The sequence below is a fragment of the Anaerococcus sp. NML200574 genome (assembly GCF_026131665.1).
In the GTDB taxonomy this organism is placed as follows: Bacteria; Bacillota; Clostridia; order Tissierellales; family Peptoniphilaceae; genus Anaerococcus; species Anaerococcus kampingae.
On sequence record NZ_JAMXSM010000014.1, the window covers coordinates 1 to 18,232 of the forward strand.

14 protein-coding genes and 4 pseudogenes are annotated in these 18,232 nt (G+C 29.6%); 10 read left to right on the forward strand and 8 right to left on the reverse strand.

Features of this window, described 5'->3' with window-relative positions; genetic code table 11:
- Nucleotides 1-87 precede the first annotated feature (87 nt).
- The 3 genes and pseudogenes from NH286_RS06790 to mobC (NH286_RS06800) form a co-directional block, all read right to left on the reverse strand.
- A complete protein-coding gene (locus NH286_RS06790) occupies nucleotides 88-216 on the reverse strand; it encodes an LDCC motif putative metal-binding protein (RefSeq protein ID WP_008901864.1) in 129 nt (42 codons plus the stop codon).
- Nucleotides 217-294: 78 nt separating this feature from the next.
- Nucleotides 295-408, reverse strand: a pseudogene (locus NH286_RS06795) (relaxase); the annotation flags it as partial.
- Nucleotides 409-418: 10 nt separating this feature from the next.
- Nucleotides 419-607 (reverse strand): annotated as a pseudogene (gene mobC, locus NH286_RS06800) (plasmid mobilization relaxosome protein MobC); the annotation flags it as partial.
- A gap of 256 nt (nucleotides 608-863) precedes the next feature.
- Between mobC (NH286_RS06800) and NH286_RS06805 the strand changes: the two are divergent.
- The 5 genes from NH286_RS06805 to NH286_RS06825 are packed head-to-tail and all read left to right on the forward strand — an operon-like array spanning nucleotide 864 to nucleotide 5,111.
- Entirely contained in the window at nucleotides 864-1,565 is a 702-nt protein-coding gene (locus NH286_RS06805; protein WP_106461532.1) for a lantibiotic protection ABC transporter ATP-binding protein, read from the forward strand.
- A gap of 3 nt (nucleotides 1,566-1,568) precedes the next feature.
- Nucleotides 1,569-2,309, forward strand: a complete 741-nt coding sequence (locus NH286_RS06810; protein WP_265237781.1) for a lantibiotic immunity ABC transporter MutE/EpiE family permease subunit — start codon at nucleotides 1,569-1,571, stop codon at nucleotides 2,307-2,309.
- Nucleotides 2,309-3,049: a lantibiotic immunity ABC transporter MutG family permease subunit gene (locus tag NH286_RS06815; protein WP_265237783.1), complete on the forward strand. Its 741-nt coding sequence runs from the start codon at nucleotides 2,309-2,311 to the stop codon at nucleotides 3,047-3,049. The genes NH286_RS06810 and NH286_RS06815 overlap by 1 nt, the downstream gene beginning before the upstream one ends.
- A gap of 32 nt (nucleotides 3,050-3,081) precedes the next feature.
- Nucleotides 3,082-3,741, forward strand: coding sequence for a response regulator transcription factor (locus tag NH286_RS06820; RefSeq protein WP_265237785.1), 660 nt, complete (start codon nucleotides 3,082-3,084; stop codon nucleotides 3,739-3,741).
- Nucleotides 3,732-5,111 carry a sensor histidine kinase gene (locus NH286_RS06825; protein WP_265237787.1) on the forward strand — a complete coding sequence of 460 codons (1,380 nt, stop codon included), beginning with the start codon at nucleotides 3,732-3,734 and terminating at the stop codon, nucleotides 5,109-5,111. The genes NH286_RS06820 and NH286_RS06825 overlap by 10 nt, the downstream gene beginning before the upstream one ends.
- A 142-nt stretch (nucleotides 5,112-5,253) precedes the next feature.
- On the opposite strand, the pseudogene mobC (NH286_RS06830) reads toward NH286_RS06825, so the two are convergent.
- The 5 genes and pseudogenes from mobC (NH286_RS06830) to NH286_RS06850 all read right to left on the reverse strand — a co-directional run.
- A pseudogene (mobC, locus tag NH286_RS06830) lies at nucleotides 5,254-5,421 on the reverse strand (plasmid mobilization relaxosome protein MobC); the annotation flags it as partial.
- A gap of 402 nt (nucleotides 5,422-5,823) precedes the next feature.
- Nucleotides 5,824-8,373 carry a S8 family peptidase gene (locus tag NH286_RS06835; protein WP_106461523.1) on the reverse strand — a complete coding sequence of 850 codons (2,550 nt, stop codon included), beginning with the start codon at nucleotides 8,371-8,373 and terminating at the stop codon, nucleotides 5,824-5,826.
- Nucleotides 8,370-9,335, reverse strand: a complete 966-nt coding sequence (locus NH286_RS06840) for an AAA family ATPase (RefSeq protein ID WP_106461522.1) — start codon at nucleotides 9,333-9,335, stop codon at nucleotides 8,370-8,372. The genes NH286_RS06835 and NH286_RS06840 overlap by 4 nt, the downstream gene beginning before the upstream one ends.
- Nucleotides 9,336-9,459: 124 nt before the next feature.
- Nucleotides 9,460-9,633: pseudogene (gene mobC / locus NH286_RS06845) on the reverse strand (plasmid mobilization relaxosome protein MobC); the annotation flags it as partial.
- Between the two features lie 1,157 nt (nucleotides 9,634-10,790).
- Complete coding sequence (locus NH286_RS06850) at nucleotides 10,791-11,783, reverse strand: helix-turn-helix domain-containing protein (protein WP_265237789.1); 993 nt, start codon at nucleotides 11,781-11,783, stop codon at nucleotides 10,791-10,793.
- Nucleotides 11,784-11,936: 153 nt separating this feature from the next.
- Here NH286_RS06850 and NH286_RS06855 point away from each other — a divergent pair, with 153 nt between their 5' ends.
- The 5 genes from NH286_RS06855 to NH286_RS06875 are packed head-to-tail and all read left to right on the forward strand — an operon-like array spanning nucleotide 11,937 to nucleotide 18,048.
- A complete protein-coding gene (locus tag NH286_RS06855) occupies nucleotides 11,937-13,691 on the forward strand; it encodes an ABC transporter ATP-binding protein (protein WP_010815635.1) in 1,755 nt (584 codons plus the stop codon).
- Entirely contained in the window at nucleotides 13,675-15,393 is a 1,719-nt protein-coding gene (locus NH286_RS06860) for an ABC transporter ATP-binding protein (RefSeq protein ID WP_010815636.1), read from the forward strand. The genes NH286_RS06855 and NH286_RS06860 overlap by 17 nt, the downstream gene beginning before the upstream one ends.
- 10 nt (nucleotides 15,394-15,403) lie before the next feature.
- A complete protein-coding gene (locus NH286_RS06865; protein WP_010815637.1) occupies nucleotides 15,404-15,991 on the forward strand; it encodes an MptD family putative ECF transporter S component in 588 nt (195 codons plus the stop codon).
- 1 nt (nucleotide 15,992) lies between these two features.
- On the forward strand, nucleotides 15,993-16,649 hold the full coding sequence (locus tag NH286_RS06870) for an energy-coupling factor transporter transmembrane component T (RefSeq protein WP_010815638.1): 657 nt from the start codon (nucleotides 15,993-15,995) through the stop codon (nucleotides 16,647-16,649).
- A 10-nt stretch (nucleotides 16,650-16,659) separates the two neighbouring features.
- On the forward strand, nucleotides 16,660-18,048 hold the full coding sequence (locus NH286_RS06875) for an ABC transporter ATP-binding protein (RefSeq protein WP_265237795.1): 1,389 nt from the start codon (nucleotides 16,660-16,662) through the stop codon (nucleotides 18,046-18,048).
- Nucleotides 18,049-18,232: the final 184 nt, after the last annotated feature.

Below are 18,232 nucleotides of genomic sequence, written 5' to 3' on the forward strand. Positions count from 1 at the left end.
ATTCCTCCTGATTAGTTTTTACTTACCCTAATCAGGAGGTTTCTATACACAAAATTTTACACAGTCTCCGCCATGGTCATTTTTTCTTTATTTATATTCTCTTTTGTTCATTGAACAACAATCTAATCTTTCATTTCCAAAAGATTTTTTATTTTCTTCTGCTAGATTTTTCAAGAATTTTTTCCATCTATTTTTTATTGATTCAAAGATTTTCATATTTTACCTCCTCGGGTAATTATTTGTAAATATTCTACAATAATATTTATACCAGAAAAAAACTATTTTTTCAATTTTTTATCTATCCACTTCCTTCCCATAATAATTTTCATAGTTTTTTCTATATTGAACAAGGTCGTAAAATTGTTCTTTATTTAAAGAATACTCTTGCATAAGTGTGTTCTTTTTTGTAATTACCATACTAATCACCAGAACTTTCTTTTGATTTATTAAGAAGTAGGGAATGAATCTGCCATATTTCTTTTGCCAATTTTTCTATTTTTTCTTTCATATAATCTATATCTTTCTTGTAAATGACACCAGTTGTATTAGTAGCTTTTGCAATCTGGTTTATGTTATTTGTTGCATTTGAAAGTAGCCATTGGAGATGTCAAAATAAATTAATACTCATAATATGTAGGCAAAAAGACCGCAGCTTGAAACTACGGTCTAATTTTTTGTCCAAATTTAAACCACTTGGAACTATTATTTTAAATATTCTTTTTTACTTCCAGTACCATTTGAGTACCAGTACCGGACAATAAAGGTAAAAGTAATCTATTAACTTTAAAGAAACTTATCTTCCTTATGGAATCCTTAAATTTGTATTTTATACTAAGTTTATAAAATGAAGAGGAGGTTCATTTATGGACAAATTGATATTAGAAACAAAAAATCTTACTAAAACCTTTGGTAATCAAAAAGCTGTAGATAATATTTCTTTAAAAATAAAAGAAAATTCTATATATGGGTTGCTAGGACCTAATGGGGCTGGTAAATCGACTACATTGAAGATGATTACTGGAATGATTCATAAAACATCTGGTCAAATCTTTTTTGAAGGTCATGGGTGGAGTCGTGATGATTTGTCGGATATTGGTGCCTTAATAGAAATGCCTGCCTTGTATGAGAACTTATCGGCTAGGGAAAATTTAAAAGTAAGGACACTCCTACTAGGGTTACCAGATTCTAGGATTGATGAAGTTTTGGAAATAGTTAGTTTAAAAGATACTGGAAAAAAGAAAAGTGGTCAGTTTTCTTTAGGAATGAAACAAAGGTTAGGTATCGCCATTGCCTTGTTAAATAATCCTAAGCTTTTGATTTTAGATGAACCAACAAACGGACTTGATCCTCTTGGAATTCAAGAATTACGTGATTTAATAAGATCTTTCCCAGAAAAAGGAATAACCGTTATTTTGTCTAGTCATATTTTAGCAGAAGTTGAACAAACTGCTGATCATATTGGGATTATTAATAATGGAAAATTGCAATATCAAAACATTATTAATCATGATGACAATTTAGAAGAACTTTTTATGAATGTTATAAAAAGTGGAATGGGAGTGTAAAAAATGATATCTTATATTCTTGCAGAAAATTTAAAACATAAGGGCACTTTCTTGAAGAAGTTATTAGTTATTATGCCAATAACTTTAATCTTATTGTCATTCTTTCTTATGCCAAGTTATTTCACTACTAATTCCTATAACTGGTGGTACGTCATAATAATGCCTGCAACTTTTGCCTTAATCCCAGCAACGATGGATAGAAAAGAAAGTAGAAAATTAAACTACAGAGCAGTTTTCCCTCTAAATATTAATCTCAAAAAGTTATGGGTTTCAAAAATAATCACAGCATTAATTTACATGAGTATTGCTGCTATAATTCATATGCTAAGTGTATATATTTTTCAATTTTTAATCGGTGGGCAATTAAGTCCAAACTATACATTTACAACCTTGCTATTTGCTAGTGCCTTGCTAATAATAACTAATATTTGGCAAATCCCATTATGCTTTTTCTTGGCAAAAAAATTTGGCTTTATAGCAAGCATTACAATAAATGCTGTATTAGGTTTAGCTTTAGGAATCTTGATATCTGATAGTTCTTTTTGGATTTATTGTCCATATTCTTGGGGAATTAGATTAATGATTCCTGTTATGCATATTCTACCAAGTGGTATTTTAATAGAAGCATCAAATCCAATGGTATCAAACACATCGTTACTTATTCCTTGTATTTTATCTATATGTCTATTTACCTTACTAACAATAATAAGTGCAAAATGGTTTTCAAAACAAGAGGTAAAGTAATGATAAATATAATTAAATCAGAAATATACAAAATTAAAGGCACCTGGCTTCCTTGGATTCACATAGTCTTACCTATAGCCTATTCTTTACTATTTTATGTGGCATTAAAAACCACAGGATTAAAAAATTTTGAAGAAAGAGATATAATACAAACTTATTTTGTACTTTTAGGAGCGGTAATGCCAATAATATTAAGTTTGATAAGTTCAAAAGTAGTTGATATGGAAATGAGTGCTGGGAAATTTCAAGTGCTTTTATCTACTACAAAATCTAGAAGCAAAGCCTATATAGGAAAACTCCTTGTATTAGAATTGGGATTTGTTATTTCTCTTGCTTTAGCTATTATAATTTTTGCAATATTAACACGATATCAAAATATCTCAGATTGGCTTATTGAATTTTCCCTAATTGTTATTAGCAGCCTTTCTCTATACATGATTCATCTTTGGGTATCAATCGTATTAAGTAGTGGTGCATCTATTGGATTAGGTTTTCTAGAAACAATGTTTGCTTTACTTTCAATGACTGTCATCGGTGATAATATTTGGTATTTTATACCTTGTACTTGGGGCTCCAGGCTTCCTGCATTGTATATAATTATAGGAAAAGCTTTAGATCCTTCATATTTTTATAAAGAGTTAAGGCTGTGGGGTTTAATAGCATCCTTTATTATCTTAATCCTATTTATTTCCTCAATTATTTGGTTTAATAAGTGGGATGGGAAATCTGTTAGTGAATAAAAGTTTTTAATTTAAAATTAGGAGGTGATAAAATGTCTTTAATTCTTGCAGTTGATGACGAACTAGATATGCTTGATCTAATAAAAAACATTTTGAAAAAGAACAACCATCAAGTCGATATATATCAAAATCCTTTAGACGTTGATAATAGTAAACTTAGCAAATATGATTTGATTCTACTTGATATTATGATGCCAGGTATTGACGGAATTAGTTTCTGTAAGGATATTCGAGGAAAAGTAGACTGCCCTATTCTTTTTTTAACAGCAAAAACTATGGAAGAAGATATAGTTGAAAGCTTATTAATTGGAGGAGATGATTACATCACAAAACCATTCGGTGCAGCAGAACTCCTAGCTCGTATTGAAGCCCATTTAAGACGAGAAAAAAGAGAACGACACACTAGTTTAAATCTTGGTGAAATTCGATTTGATTTATCTTCAAATGAGGTTTTTGTAGGAGATGAAAAAGTTCATTTAACAAAATCTGAGTATCAGATTTCAGAATTACTAGCAAAAAGAAAAGGACAAGTATTTTCAAGAGAGCAAATATATGAGCTTATCTTTGGATTTGATGGTATAGGAGATGCATCTGCAATATCAGAACATATAAAAAATATTAGGGCAAAGTTTCAAAAATATGGAAAAAATCCAATTGAAACAGTATGGGGAATCGGATATAAATGGAATTAAAATCAAAAGATCAATCTCTTAAAAATATACTTTTTAAATATTTGTTAAGTATTACACTAGGACTAGTAATCTCCGTTGGATTAATAATAGCTTTTATATCTGCTTCTTACCAATTTAAATGGATATTTCCTGCGAACTATACTGAGAATTTAATTCTTGAAAAAAGGACAGATATTGCCACTTCAAAAAATTTCGAAAAATCATTACTTCCAGATAATACATCTTATCTATTTCTATCAAAAGACGAAAAAGTTATAGAAACAAATATGAATAAGAATATCCAAGATATAGCCTTTAACTATCATAAGGGCTCTGGTAATTCTAATTCCAACTTATCCTTTATGGAAATACAAAGATTAGATGGATATGTCCTTGTAGCTTATGACTTAAAGCCTTTTTATAAAAGTCCTTGGATGCAAAAAAATCTACCACAAATAAATACTTTATTACTAATCTTACTGATAATATTTTGTTTTATTAGTATTATTACTATCACATTAATTTGGGCAAAGAAAATATCGAGAGAATTAAATCCTTTGATAGAAGCTTCGGAAGAAATTGGAAAACAAAACTTAGACTTCAAAGTTAAAAGGTCAAATATTCAAGAATTTAATGCCATATTAGAAAGTTTAGAAAAAATGAAAGTAGGATTAAGTGAATCTTTAAGAACAAATTGGAGAGAGGAAGAGAAAAAAAGAAATCAGATTTCAGCATTAAGCCATGATATAAAGACTCCTCTTTCAATTATTAAGGGAAATTCAGAGTTATTGGGAGAAACAAACCTAACAGAAGATCAGGAAAGCTATCTCAATTATATTAAAAAAAACACAAACCGTATTGGTAAATATATAGAAACCTTAATGCTTGTTAATAAATCTAACCAAGTAAATGAATTAAACTTTACTCAAATTAGAGCAAAAGAATTTGTAGAAAACATTGAAAAACTAGCTAAAGAATTCACATCAACTTATAAGTTAAATCTTTTAGAAGATATTAACTATGAGAATGGTATTTTAATAGTAGATTTAAAAAATTTTGAACGAGCCTTTCTTAATATTCTTAGTAATGCCGAGGAACACAGTCCCAAAAGCTCAACTATTGAGTTACTTATATGTTCAAAAGCTGATAAGCTTCAAATATCAATATTAGATCAAGGGTATGGATTTACAGGTGAAGACCTATTATATGCTACAGATCAATTCTATCAAGGAGACAAAAGTAGGCATTCAAAAGAAAACTACGGTATCGGATTATTTGTTGCCGAACAAATTATTAAGATGCATGGAGGAAGTCTTGTTTTAGAAAATAGGACTGATACAATAGGCGCAAAAGTCACCATATTATTACCTGTCTTGAATACTCTTATATAGGGTATTCTTTTTTGTATTCATAAATTATATATGATAATACTATGTTTTTGTATCAGTTTTTTTACTCTTAATAATGTAATCTATTGCTAAATTTAGAGTTGATTTTATAGGATATATTTTTATAATTGCCATACTAATTACTTTAACTTTCTTTTGATTTATTAAGCAGTAAAGAATGAATCTGCCATATTTCTTTTGATAATTTTTCTATTTTTTCTCTCGTATAATCAATATCTTTCTTGTAAATAAGGCCAGTTATATTAGTTGCCTTTGCGATCTGGTTTATGTTATTTGTTACATTTGAAAGTACGGTCTAATTTTTTATCCTCATGTAAAGTACTTGGAACTATTATTCAATTTATTCTTTTTCGCTTCCAGTACCATTTGAGTATCAATAGCCATTTTTTTACAACTTTCCTCTCGAAAACTCTCCTGAGTTTTCTCGCTTAGTTTTTCGGACTCAGCTTTGCTTCGTCTTAGTTGGACTTTAGATTACTTGAAAATCACTTCGTGATTTTCAAGACCATTCAGCGACAAAATAAAAAAGATGCTCCCTATGTCCTGGTACTATAACTATTTATTTTTTTAATGAGAGTCTCGTTCATGATATGTTTTCGTACAACTCTACTTGTTAAGGCAAAAAATACACCTAAAGTTTTTATTTTCTTTAGGTGTGCATGTTATTTGTTTAATCAATTCAAAGGTATATTATTTAAAAATTAATAGGTGTTTCTACTTTAAGTTTATTGGCTATATTTATTTTATTTTCTATTGATGAATATAGGTCTATAGTTTCTTCAGGTGTAGAAATACTTACAATTAGCGAATATTTAATTTTTGAATCGTATTTTTTTAGATAGCCTCTTTCTTTCCACCAACCTCCCCCTGGATATACAGCTATATATCTGTTTTCAGCAAGATTTGCTGCAGTATCTTCCCAAATATCTGAATGTATTGAGCCTACATTCCTATTATTCGTGCCTAATAACCATCTATTACTATCGTTTTTATTGTCGTATGATATACCCTTACTTTTTTCTTCATCTTTAATTATATTATTTATTCTATATAAAAAATGTTCTTTATCTTCATTTGTATTATTAACATCAAAAAATAATCTACATCCTGGATACCTATATTTATCCTCCCATCCAATCTCTCCAGGAGATGGATCTATAAAATATGATAATGTAACCCTCATCTTAACAGGGGTTTCTCCTAGACCAATTAAAACTTCACTAGGCCATGGAATTTCATGTAAACTCATTTCATTTATTGTTACCACACTTTTACTTTTTTTAAAAGGCTGAAGTTCATCTTCAATAATTAAATTAACTGAGTTATTTAAGCTGTATAAAGCTTGATTTAAATTAGGCCTACCATATCCTACAATTCGAAGCAATTCTCTTAACTCTGTCTTTGTAAGCTTATTAATTTCCTTATCTCCGAAAGCTTGTCTTATCATTGAATCGGTCCATCTAGCAGAATGTACCATAATAGCTTTTACAGTTTGAGGCCATATATTAGGATATTCATTCATAATTCTTATTGCCAAGTTAGCTGCTTGAGCTGTGGCTGAGCTTGTTCCATTCATCGTTGTAAATAACTTTCCAAGATGATAGCTTTTATTAGTTGTAAGAAGTTCTAAATCTTCAAAATTATCATATTTGAAGTCTTCAGAGTCTTTGTTATAACCTACGTTTCCACCTTCTAATACAATCTCAGGCTTAATCGGCCATTTGTGTTCCCACATCAATGAAGAAGAGGTAACTGGAGAATAGCTTCCCTTTTCAACTAAAGGTATAAAAGATTTATATGAAGGATCCTCAATCATTCCAAATTTGTTTGTAAAAGCACCTACAGTTAAAGCGTTCCATGACTGGGCAGGATCTTCTACAGAGTGTGTTGCTACAGCTACTTTATAATCATCAACTTCTTCAATTTCAGAACATTCTGTATTTCCGGCTGAGATAATAATTAATCTTGAATCAGTATTTTCAGCGCCATAATTTCCTAATGCTAAATTATCTATTCCTGCTGACCAAGAAGTGGGTTTGCCATCCCCTCTAAAATATTTTTTGTCTTTTTTGTCAGCATTAGGATCAAAACCCGCAGTAACTGGCATAGCAATTACTCTTTTATTATTAGGCTTACTTATTTCAACTAGAGAAATAGCTCTAGATGTTACATCTGCATATAAATCAACATCATTTTTTATATTTTCATCTACAAACCTAACTGATTCTAATTTATGATTTATTTCTATATTATTATTACTTTCTAAAGCTTCTTCTAAATTAAAATATGTTGATATACCAGCCATTCCTGTCCCGTGACCATTCGAGCTATTATCTTGTAAAATACGATCGTCAAAAGTTGTGTGCATATCTCCATCATCTAAAACTGGACTTATTAAAGGATGCCCATTATTAACACCATTATCTAATATACAAATAGACAAATCCGAATCCTTAAAATATGCTCTTTTTAAAAGCTCATCCACCCATTCTTTTTGTTCCTGTCTAGTATTTTCTTTTATAAAAAAACTCGCAGGAGTAGTTTTTTTCCTAAATTCCGCAATATGATCGCTATGCATTAAGATAGTTTTTAGAATTCCAATATCTGCCATTATAGATACTACAACACGTTCAGGAAATTCCACAAATTTTTTGTAATATTTAACTTCAAGTTGATTGCATAAGTTAAAAAATTCTTCAACTACTTTTTCTGTTGTATTATTACTATAAACAGAAAGCCAAACTTCGCAAGCTTCTTTATCTTTAATTGGAATCTCTTTAGTATCTGTCCATAATTCATTTACCATAGCTTCATTAATCGACTCAATAGATGCGACAACATCTGTTCCTTTATCATTGTCTTTAAATTTATTTATTTTCTTTAAGAAAAAGTCTTTCTTTTTAAATGGAACAAAAACGGTAGCATATTGTATCCCGTCTTCCTCTTTCACGCTACATAACCTGACTTTTTGACGAGTATCTTCTAAACTTTTAAAAATCAATTTATAGTTTTCTTTACCTCTAAATTGCAAATAAACTCCATCTCTTTTTGAAATGGAGCTGACTTTTTGACTATCTGATACTTCTTTATCCCATATGTTTTTAAACTGACTTTCAAGTAAGTCCGCATGACTTTTCCTGTCTCTTTTTGGAATATTTATCTTTCCTCGACGATTGATTGGTGAAAATGGAATTGACTCTTTGTTCTTTTTTATTCTAAAATGCTTTTTTAATTCTTTAGTCATTGACTAACCTCTTTATATTGCAAAAACTGTTTTCTTTCTTTTATAAAATCCAATAAAATGGTTTCATATATCTTTTTATCGTTTAATAAAACATATTTTTTAGCCTCTTTGCACGCCGTAACTATATCCGCATGACTAAGTCCGAGTGAGTTTTTAATTACATTTTCTGTAATAATGTTTTTTAAATCAAGACCATACAGATTAATTTCTATTAATCTTATTATTTGTTCTTTATCTGGAAGTTTATATTCAAAAACATCATCAAATCTTCTGAATAATGCCTTGTCTAACATATTTGGGTTATTAGTAGCACAAATTATTATACTGGCTGAATCATCTTCTTCTATATATTGCAGAAATGAGTTTAGTATTCTTCTCATTTCTCCAACGTCATTATCAAAGCTTCTATCCGAACCAATAGCGTCGAATTCATCAAATAAATATACCCCTCTATATTCTCTTATCTGATCAAAAATTTTTTTTAGCTTCACACTTGTTTCTCCCATATACTTAGAAATCAGATGGTGGATTTGTATGGAATATAAAGGTAATCCTAATTCATATGCAATTACTGATGCTGTCATTGTCTTTCCTGTCCCAGGATCTCCTTCTAACAATAATTTAGATCTGTTTTTTAAACCGTTTTTTAACAAAACATCTCTTTTCTTATATTCTGAAATTATTCTATCAATCTTGTTTTTTAATGAATTCCTAACTACAAGCTCTTCAATTCCTATATCGGAATATTTTAGTCCTAAAGATTTGTTGTTATTATTAAATTTAACTACATTATTTTTAGCTGATGGAGAGTTTTCCACTAATGCCTTTATCTCTCTAGCACTATTTGTATGGCCTACTTTGGCTTCATGAGCTGCTATTTGTAAAGCTATTACTTTAAATTTATCGCCATCATCACTAAAATGAGCTTTGAGTAGCTCTTTTACTTGATTTATTGTTGCCATTTTCTCCCTCCATTCTTAACGGTATAACTATTATACCAAATAAGTCTAATATTTTCGATATATCAGTTTTAATTTATGAGTCTTATAACTACTAAAGTTATTTAATATGAAAATAAAGCTTTAATTATTTGATGTTATTCAATAATAACGAATGTATATCCCATATTTCTTTTGATAATTTTTCTATTTTTTCTCTCATATAATCAATATCTTTCTTGTAAATGACACCAGTTGTATTAGTGGTTTTTGCAATCTGGTTTATATTATTTGTTGCATTTGAAAGTATCCATTGGAGATGTCAAAATAAATTAATCCTCGTAATATGTAGGCAAAAATACCGCAGCTTGAAACTACGGTCTTATTTTTTGTCCTCATGTAAAGTACTTGGAAGAATTATTTAGTTTATTCTTTTTTACTTCCAGTACCATTTGAGTACCAGTAGCTATTTTTTATTCTATGCATTTGAGTCGGTCGCTATCATACTTGAAAATTACTGCATAATTGGGGGTACCATTCAGCGACTTCACAAAAAAATGCTCCAGCCACAAACCTAAAAAATCTTCCTTTTCGTCAGGTTTTTTTAGGATTTGTGACATAAGCTTAATCATCTATTTATACTGCGCAAAGTTCTTTGCTTGATAAATAGTGATTATCGCAAAAATATCGCCTACGATATTTTTGCTAGCATTATACTCGGTCGAATCTTTTTTGTTACGCTGCAGAAGGGCAGCCATCCATCTATCTTCGCACTTCGTGCTCGATATATGGGGCTGACGTAAAAACATCGCTTGCGATGTCCTAGCTTTATTTTTATTATAATGTCTCTTCGTTTGAGTGGGTCGATATCAAACTTGAAAATCAATTCGTGATTTTCAATCCCATTCAGCGACTTCACAAAAAAAATGCTCTCTACTCGGTCGCATCTTTTTCGTTACGCTGCAGAAGGGCAGCCATCCATCTATCTTCGCACTTCGTGCTCGATATATGGGGCTGACGTAAAAACATCGCTTGCGATGTTTTTACTCCCATTCTTCTTTTCCAAACGTACGATATATCCCAAACCATTCAAAATACTAGATTCTATTTTTTCTAGTATCACTAAATCCATCTAATTATAGGACGTTTTCAGATTTTTAGTCCCGTCCCAGTCCCAGTACCGGATAAATATTGTTTTAATATAATATCTATTTTTGTCTTCTAAGCTCTTAAAAGTAAAAAATAAGTAAAAAGTCAAGATAAAGATAAAAGTCTACATTAGGGCAAATAAAAAACTTTAAAACAGACGACAAAGCTAAGTCAAATAAGAAAGAACATAGCAAAGGTGCAGAGAGATAAATATCGGCAGTCTTTGGGCTGCCTTTATTTTTTTTGCTCATTTTTTTAATCTTATATATTTAGGTCAGATATGCATATCCACTTAAACTCATACAAAAATATTGCTTGTAAAAAAAATACTTAATCACAATAATCGCATTTTAACTTGTGATCCTTGCAAGCTAAATGACGAACTTCACTAGGAAGTTTTCCCTTGTATCTTTTGTAATAAATGGAAAATTTGCTATGGGATGTATATCCAACAGATTCTGCTACTTCCTTTATAGGAAGTTTAGTATTTAACAGAAGAGTTTCAGCTACATTCATTCTTTTTCTTTGGGTGTATTCTGTAATACTTTGACCATATTTTTCTTTAAACAAATTCTTTAATTTTGTTCCGCTCATTTTAGATATTTTTTCAAGGGTTTCCTGATTTACAGTCATGGCAAAATGATCATCTAAAAACCTGGATACATCTTCAAGTGCTTTATTATCGTCAGACTCAATTTTATATTTTTTTCTATTTAAGTAGGTATCGATTACTATACTTATCCACTCATTTGCCTTGGCTTTAAAGAAAAAATCAGCGGCAGGAGCGTCCATCTTACAATTTAATATTTCCATTGCTACTTTTTCTAATGACTTTGTAAGTATTATTTGATTTGTTTGAAGTAAAGCCCTATAAAAGGATTCAAGATCGATATTAATGGATGACAGGTGCTTTTCTAAAAGTTCTCTTTTAAATCCAACAGAAACAGTGAGATAGTAACTATTCTCGTGTAATAAAAATAGAAAGTCATCTTCTATATTGTCAAAATCAAGAGTATATAAGGAGTTTGGCGTCAAAGTTTGATAAGGGTTAAATTTTTCGCCGTTTGCACTTACAATATAGCTAGAGCATATCGAAACATAGTTTTCCATACTATAAGTACTATTTTGAATAACTTCTTCTTTGATATAAAAATCGTGGATATCAATAATAAATCCATTTCCTTCATAAAACCAATATAGGCCTTCTGCATTAATTGAATCATCTTTACTCCAACAAAATGTATGCCCTGCACTTGAATATTTCTTATTATTTTTACATTCATCTACGTTCATATATTCTTTTACAAAATCATAATATGTCATAATACACTATCCCTTTTAGACAATATTCCAATTAGCCTTATTAATTCAAAACTATTGTATTAGTAATTATAACTGATGTATAATAAAAATGCAATGATAATTATTATCGTTCAGGCGAATTTGAATCTAATAGGAATATTAAAGGAGGAAAATATGAAAATTTATAAAAGGCTTTTTTCCTATGTGCCTGAAGAAAAACATAATGGATATATAGCAGTTTTTTTATCAGCACTATCTGCATTTCTAATGGTGTACGGATATTCGTTACTGTATAAACTTTTAAGAAGTTCAATTGTTGAAGGAGATTTATTAGTAGCTAGGACTTTGTCCATTCAAGCTGTCTTATATTTGACGATAGGGGCACTAGTTTACTTTTTGTCAAACTTTTTTTCTCATAAACTTGGATTTCGCTTAGAAACTAATTTAAGAAAAAAAGGTATAGATGGACTTACAGGAGCAAGTTTTCGCTTTTATGATTTAAACCCATCTGGAATTATAAGAAAAACTATTGATGATAATGCAGCTAAAACTCATACGGCAGTAGCACATATGATACCAGATAACTCTCAAGCTTTTTTAATTCCAGTATTATCTTTAATACTTGCCTTTTCTATTAGTAGCAGAGTGGGATTAGTTATTCTTATACTAACAATAGTAGGGGCTCTTATTTTAAAGAACATGATGGGTGGAGGAGAGTTCATGGAATACTACCAAAAATCCTTAGAAATTTTAAGTGGTGAAACAGTTGAATATGTCAGAGGCATGCAAGTTGTTAAAATATTCGGAGCTACTGTAGAGTCTTTTAAAACTCTTTATAAGGCGATTAAGGATTATTCTAAGTATGCTCTTGATTACTCAATTAGTTCTAAAAAACCTTATGTTCTATATCAATGGATATTTTTTGGAATTATTGCAATTTTGTCTATCCCTTTAGTTTTTACCATAAATAAAGTTAATAATGCTAATTTGCTTATTGTTGAACTATTCATGATTTTGTTTTTAAGTGGAGTAATGATGGTTTCATTTATGAAAATTATGTGGGCTAGTATGAACATCTTTAACGCTAGGTATGCTGTAGATACTTTAGAAGACTTATATAAAAAAATGAATGAAGATAAATTAAATTATGGAGAGATTGGTGATTTCAAAAACTATAATATAGAGTTTGAAAAAGTGAATTTTTCTTATAATGAAAACAAAGTACTAGAAAATTTATCTTTTAAATTAGAAGAAGGAAAAAAATATGCTTTGGTGGGTCATTCAGGATCAGGTAAATCGACTATTGTAAAGCTATTATCTGGTTTTTACAAAGTAGATAGTGGCAGTATAAAGATTGGAGAGAGACCCTTAGAATCTTATAGTAAGGATGCTCTAATAAACACAATTTCTTTTGTTTTTCAGGATAGCAAACTTTTTAAGACATCTATTTACGAAAATGTTGCTCTTGCTAATAGAAAGGCAAGTAGAGAAGAAGTTATGAAGGCTATGGAACTTGCCGGTTGTAATGTTATTTTAAATAAGTTTCCTGAAAGGGAGAATACCATGATTGGCTCAAAAGGAGTCTATTTATCAGGAGGAGAAAAACAGAGAATTGCTATTGCGAGAGCCATGCTCAAGAAATCTAAAATTGTAATTATGGATGAAGCTAGTGCTTCTATTGATCCAGACAATGAGTATGAGCTTCAAAAGGCCTTTAAAAACCTTATGAAAGATAAAACAGTTATTATGATTGCCCATAGGATGAGTAGTATTCGTTCTGTTGATGAAATTTTAGTTTTAGAGAATGGAGAAATAATTGAAAGAGGCAGTGATCAAGAACTTATTTCAAAAGGTGGAAAATATAAGGAATTATTAGAGCTTTATGACAGTGCAAATCAATGGAGGGTTAAAGATGAGGAAATTTTATAAAAATCGCTTTTGTCTGACTGATAAAGGGGCTAAAGATCTCACTAAATCTACTATATCAAGTTTCTTGGTCTACTGTATTAATATGGTTCCTGCCTTTATTTTAATGATGTTAACAGATGAGCTTATTTTGAAAAATGTTAAAAGCCCTTATTTATATTTTGGTGTTTCTGTTGTTACATTAGTATTAATGTATGTTTTGTTAGCCAAAGAATATGATGATCTTTATACTACAACTTATGAAGAGAGTGCTAATTTAAGAATAGATATTGCAGAAACTCTATCAAAACTTCCCCTATCCTACTTTTCAAAACATAATTTATCAGATATATCTCAAACGATTATGGCAGATGTGGAAAAAGTAGAACACGCTATGAGTCATTCAATTCCTAAAGTAGGAGGAATGGTTTTATTTTTCCCACTAATTGGAATTATGTTAATGATAGGTAATTTTAAGATGGGGCTTGCAGTAATGATCCCAACTATTTTAAGTTTTATACTAATACCTATTGCTAAAAAGTCGCAGGTAAAAGGAAACAAGAAATATCACAAGGTACTTAGAGAAAACTCAGAAAAATTCCAAGAAACCATTGAACTTCAACAAGAAATAAATAGTTTTAACTTATCCGATGAAGTGAGGTCTTCGTTATATATGCAGATGGATGAAAGTGAAAAAATACATCTTAAAGTTGAACAAGGCTCTCTTTTTGTAATGGGTTTATCCTCTGCTCTTGGCTTTGTAAGTATTGCAGTAGTTAGTTTTGTTGGGATTAGCCTTATTCTATCTGGGGAGATTGACATTTTATATCTCTTAGGTTATTTAATGGCTGCCATAAAGATAAAAGATATTTTCGATTTATCAAAAGAAGGATTATTAGAAGTGTTCTATATAGATCCAAGTGTTGAAAGGATTAGGGAGATTAAGGAAACAAAAATTCAAGAGGGTAAAGATGTAGAACTGAATATGTTTGATATAGTCTTCAAAAATGTAGCTTTTTCTTATGATGATAATCAGGTTTTAAAGGACATTAGCTTTACTGCGAAACAGGGAGAGGTAACGGCTTTAGTTGGAGCTTCCGGCTCTGGAAAGACAAGTATATTAAGATTAATATCAAGATTATATGATTATGATAAAGGTCAAATCTTAATAGATGGAAAGGATATAAAAAACATTTCCACAGATTCTTTATTTAAGAAAATATCTATTGTTTTTCAAGATGTTACTTTATTTAACTCATCTATATTAGAAAATATTCGTATAGGTAAAAAAGATGCCAGCGATGAAGAAGTTGTAAAGGCAGCTACCCTTGCAAATTGTATGGATTTTATTAATAAACTTCCTAATGGGTTAGATACAGTTATAGGAGAAAATGGGTCAGAGCTTTCTGGTGGTGAAAGACAAAGACTTTCTATAGCTAGAGCCTTTCTGAAGGACGCACCAATACTTATATTAGATGAAATATCAGCAAGTTTAGATGTGGACAATGAAAAGAAAATCCAAGAGTCTTTAAATAATTTAATTAAAGATAAAACTGTTGTAATCATTTCACACAGAATGAAATCCATAGAAAATGCTGACAAGATAGTAGTTCTTGAAAACGGAAGAGTAGAAAGCGAAGGTAAGCATGAAGAGCTTTTACAAAAATCAAAAGTTTACAAGAATTTAATAGAAAAAACAAAAATGGCAGAAGAATTTATTTATTAGGAGGATTAGAATGAATAATAAAAAGTTAAAAGGAAAAGATGTTATTACGATAGGTATATTTACTGCAATATATTTTGCAATCAATTTTGGGTTTATGCTTTTAGGCGGTCTTCATCCATTAATGTGGATACTTATGCCTGGCTTTATAGCCTTAGTTGGTTCTATACCATATATGATTATGGTTCAAAAAGTAAAAAAAACAGGAGCAGTCATAATAATGGGAGCTATTGTTGCTATAATATACTACTTAACTGGTCAATTTAGTTTAATAATAATTGCATCATTAGCAATTGCCAGTATTTTGGCAGAAGTGATAAGATACCTATCAAAGTATGACAGTTATAAATGGAATTCACTTTCATATGCTTTCTTTTCATTAGGTATGGTAGGGTCTCCAGCACAAATATGGATTCTAAAAGATGAATTCATATCAAAAATTCTTAAAATGGGGATGCCAGTAGATTATGTTAATATATTAAAAACTTTTATTAACACACCGATGTTAATTGTATTAATTGTAACACCATTTGTTTTTGGATTATTATCTTGTGGGATTTTAAAATCATTTCTATATAAAAATTTTGAGGCGAGAAATTAAAATGTTCAAGCGATTAAAATTAGATCCTAGAACCTCAATAATATTGCTTTTATTAGTAAATATATTTTTCTTTAAAAGTAGATCGTTGGCAAGTGAATTAATTTTAATGAGCTATTTGTTGATTATTTTGACAGTTTGCGGAAATTTTAAACCGGGATTAAAAGTATATTTAACTTTTATTACTTTTTTAATAATAAATTATTTAGTTTTTCCCTATTCACCTAAGTGGATTGTAACGACATTTATTGTACCTGTTTCTTATGCAAGGAAGATTTTTCCTTGCATAATGGCAGGAACATTGTTATACAAAACGGTGACCGTAAGAGGAATTGCAGGAGTTTTTAGAAAATTTAAATTCTCAGAAAATTTTATTTTAGCATTTATGATAACTTATAGATATTTTCCCACATTAAGACAAGATATACATTGTGTTAGAGAATCAATGAAGATTAGGGGGATTAGTATGATTAAAAACATGGATATATTTGTTGTACCTATAATAAATTCTGCAATTGATATGTCTGAAGAGTTATCTAAGGCAGCTGTAACACGAGGAGTCGAGAATCCAGGTAGAAAAACAACTATAATTGATTTTAAATTCACTGTTTATGATGTATTAGTTATTTTATTTGTTGTTTTAATTATGGTTATATTTTAGGTGAGTTAGAATGGGTTATGTAAATATAAATGATGTATCTTGTACCTCTAAAACGGGATATAAAATATTAAAAGATATCAACTTAAATGTTGAAAAAGGCGAATGTATACTACTTATGGGGCTAAGTGGTTCAGGCAAAACGTCATTGACTAAATTAATAAATGGAATTATACCACATTTTGAAGAAGAAACTGACTTTGTTGGAGAAGTTTTAATAGAGGGAGAATCTACTAGAAATATATCGCAATATAAAATTTCAGAAAAAGTTGGTTCAATATTTCAAAATCCAAAATCTCAATTTTTTAATTCTGATGTTGAGGGAGAAATTGTATTCGGTCTTGAAAATATGGGAATTGATCCAGAGTTAATAAAAAAAAGCTTTAAAAAAACTATCAATAATTTAAATATAGATAGATTATTAGGTAAAAATGTCATCTCATTGTCGAGTGGGGAAAAACAAATTTTAGCTTTTGCATCTATTTTTGCATTAAACACAGATATTGTCGTATTGGACGAACCATCTTCAAATCTTGATATGGATACAATTGAAACGATAAAAAATAATATTGAAATATTTAAAAAAGAAGGGAAGACAATTATAGTTGCAGAACATCGACTATATTATTTAAAAGACATAATTGATAAAGCATATTATATAGATAAAGGCATAATTAAGGATTGTTTCACACAAGAAGAGATAAAATCATTTAACTCGAAAAAAGAAAATAATCTCAAAATCAGAACTTTATCTACTCCGAAGTTGGAAGTTCTTGAAAAAGAATTTAATAAAAATAATGAGTATTTATGTGAAGATTTATCGTATACAATAAATGGAAATCTCATATTTAAAGATATTAATATTTCTTTGAATAGAGGAGAAGTTTTAGGAATAATAGGAAAAAATGGTATAGGAAAAACTAGTCTGTTAAAGTGCATTTCAGGACTTATGAAGAAAAATACAGGAAGTGTTTTTTTTAACAATAAACTTTTAAATAATAAAGATAGGTTAAAAAATACATACCTTGTAACACAGGACATTAATTCACAATTATTCACTCGAAGCGTAAAAGAAGAATGTGAATTAAATTTACATGAGGATAGATTAAATCAGGTAGATGTAGTTCTAAATAGGCTTGGATTAGATAAATATAAAGATAAGCACCCAATGTCGCTATCAGGAGGACAAAAACAAAGGTTAACAATTGCCTTAGCTCTACTTTCAAATAAAGAAATCATAATCTTTGATGAGCCTACAAGTGGTTTAGATTTCAAAAATATGATAATTGTATCAGAAGCTATAAAAGATTTGGCGAAAAAATCCAATAAAGTTGTAATTGTTGTTTCGCATGATTATGAGTTTTTAAATAATGTAGCAGATGGAATATATAAAATGGCATAAAATCAATAATTAAAATCTTAAGGGTCTGTAAATAATTTTGTGTATCAACCTAAATCCTGGTAAAAAGGTAAGGGTTGATACATTTTTTATTTATCAATGTTTATCCATTCCTCTAGAATTGGAGTTTTACTTAATTTTACACAACTTTGATAAACTATCAATTTTTCATGAAAATTTAGAGTTG

Excerpts from the sequence above, each read along its gene's own strand:
- NH286_RS06790 (WP_008901864.1), bottom strand. The coding sequence starts at position 216 with ATGAAAATCTTTGAATCAATAAAAAATAGATGGAAAAAATTCTTGAAA.
- NH286_RS06805 (WP_106461532.1), top strand. The coding sequence starts at position 864 with ATGGACAAATTGATATTAGAAACAAAAAATCTTACTAAAACCTTTGGT.
- NH286_RS06810 (WP_265237781.1), top strand. The coding sequence starts at position 1,569 with ATGATATCTTATATTCTTGCAGAAAATTTAAAACATAAGGGCACTTTC.
- NH286_RS06815 (WP_265237783.1), top strand. The coding sequence starts at position 2,309 with ATGATAAATATAATTAAATCAGAAATATACAAAATTAAAGGCACCTGG.
- NH286_RS06820 (WP_265237785.1), top strand. The coding sequence starts at position 3,082 with ATGTCTTTAATTCTTGCAGTTGATGACGAACTAGATATGCTTGATCTA.
- NH286_RS06825 (WP_265237787.1), top strand. The coding sequence starts at position 3,732 with ATGGAATTAAAATCAAAAGATCAATCTCTTAAAAATATACTTTTTAAA.
- NH286_RS06835 (WP_106461523.1), bottom strand. The coding sequence starts at position 8,373 with ATGACTAAAGAATTAAAAAAGCATTTTAGAATAAAAAAGAACAAAGAG.
- NH286_RS06840 (WP_106461522.1), bottom strand. The coding sequence starts at position 9,335 with ATGGCAACAATAAATCAAGTAAAAGAGCTACTCAAAGCTCATTTTAGT.
- NH286_RS06850 (WP_265237789.1), bottom strand. The coding sequence starts at position 11,783 with ATGACATATTATGATTTTGTAAAAGAATATATGAACGTAGATGAATGT.
- NH286_RS06855 (WP_010815635.1), top strand. The coding sequence starts at position 11,937 with ATGAAAATTTATAAAAGGCTTTTTTCCTATGTGCCTGAAGAAAAACAT.
- NH286_RS06860 (WP_010815636.1), top strand. The coding sequence starts at position 13,675 with ATGAGGAAATTTTATAAAAATCGCTTTTGTCTGACTGATAAAGGGGCT.
- NH286_RS06865 (WP_010815637.1), top strand. The coding sequence starts at position 15,404 with ATGAATAATAAAAAGTTAAAAGGAAAAGATGTTATTACGATAGGTATA.
- NH286_RS06870 (WP_010815638.1), top strand. The coding sequence starts at position 15,993 with ATGTTCAAGCGATTAAAATTAGATCCTAGAACCTCAATAATATTGCTT.
- NH286_RS06875 (WP_265237795.1), top strand. The coding sequence starts at position 16,660 with ATGGGTTATGTAAATATAAATGATGTATCTTGTACCTCTAAAACGGGA.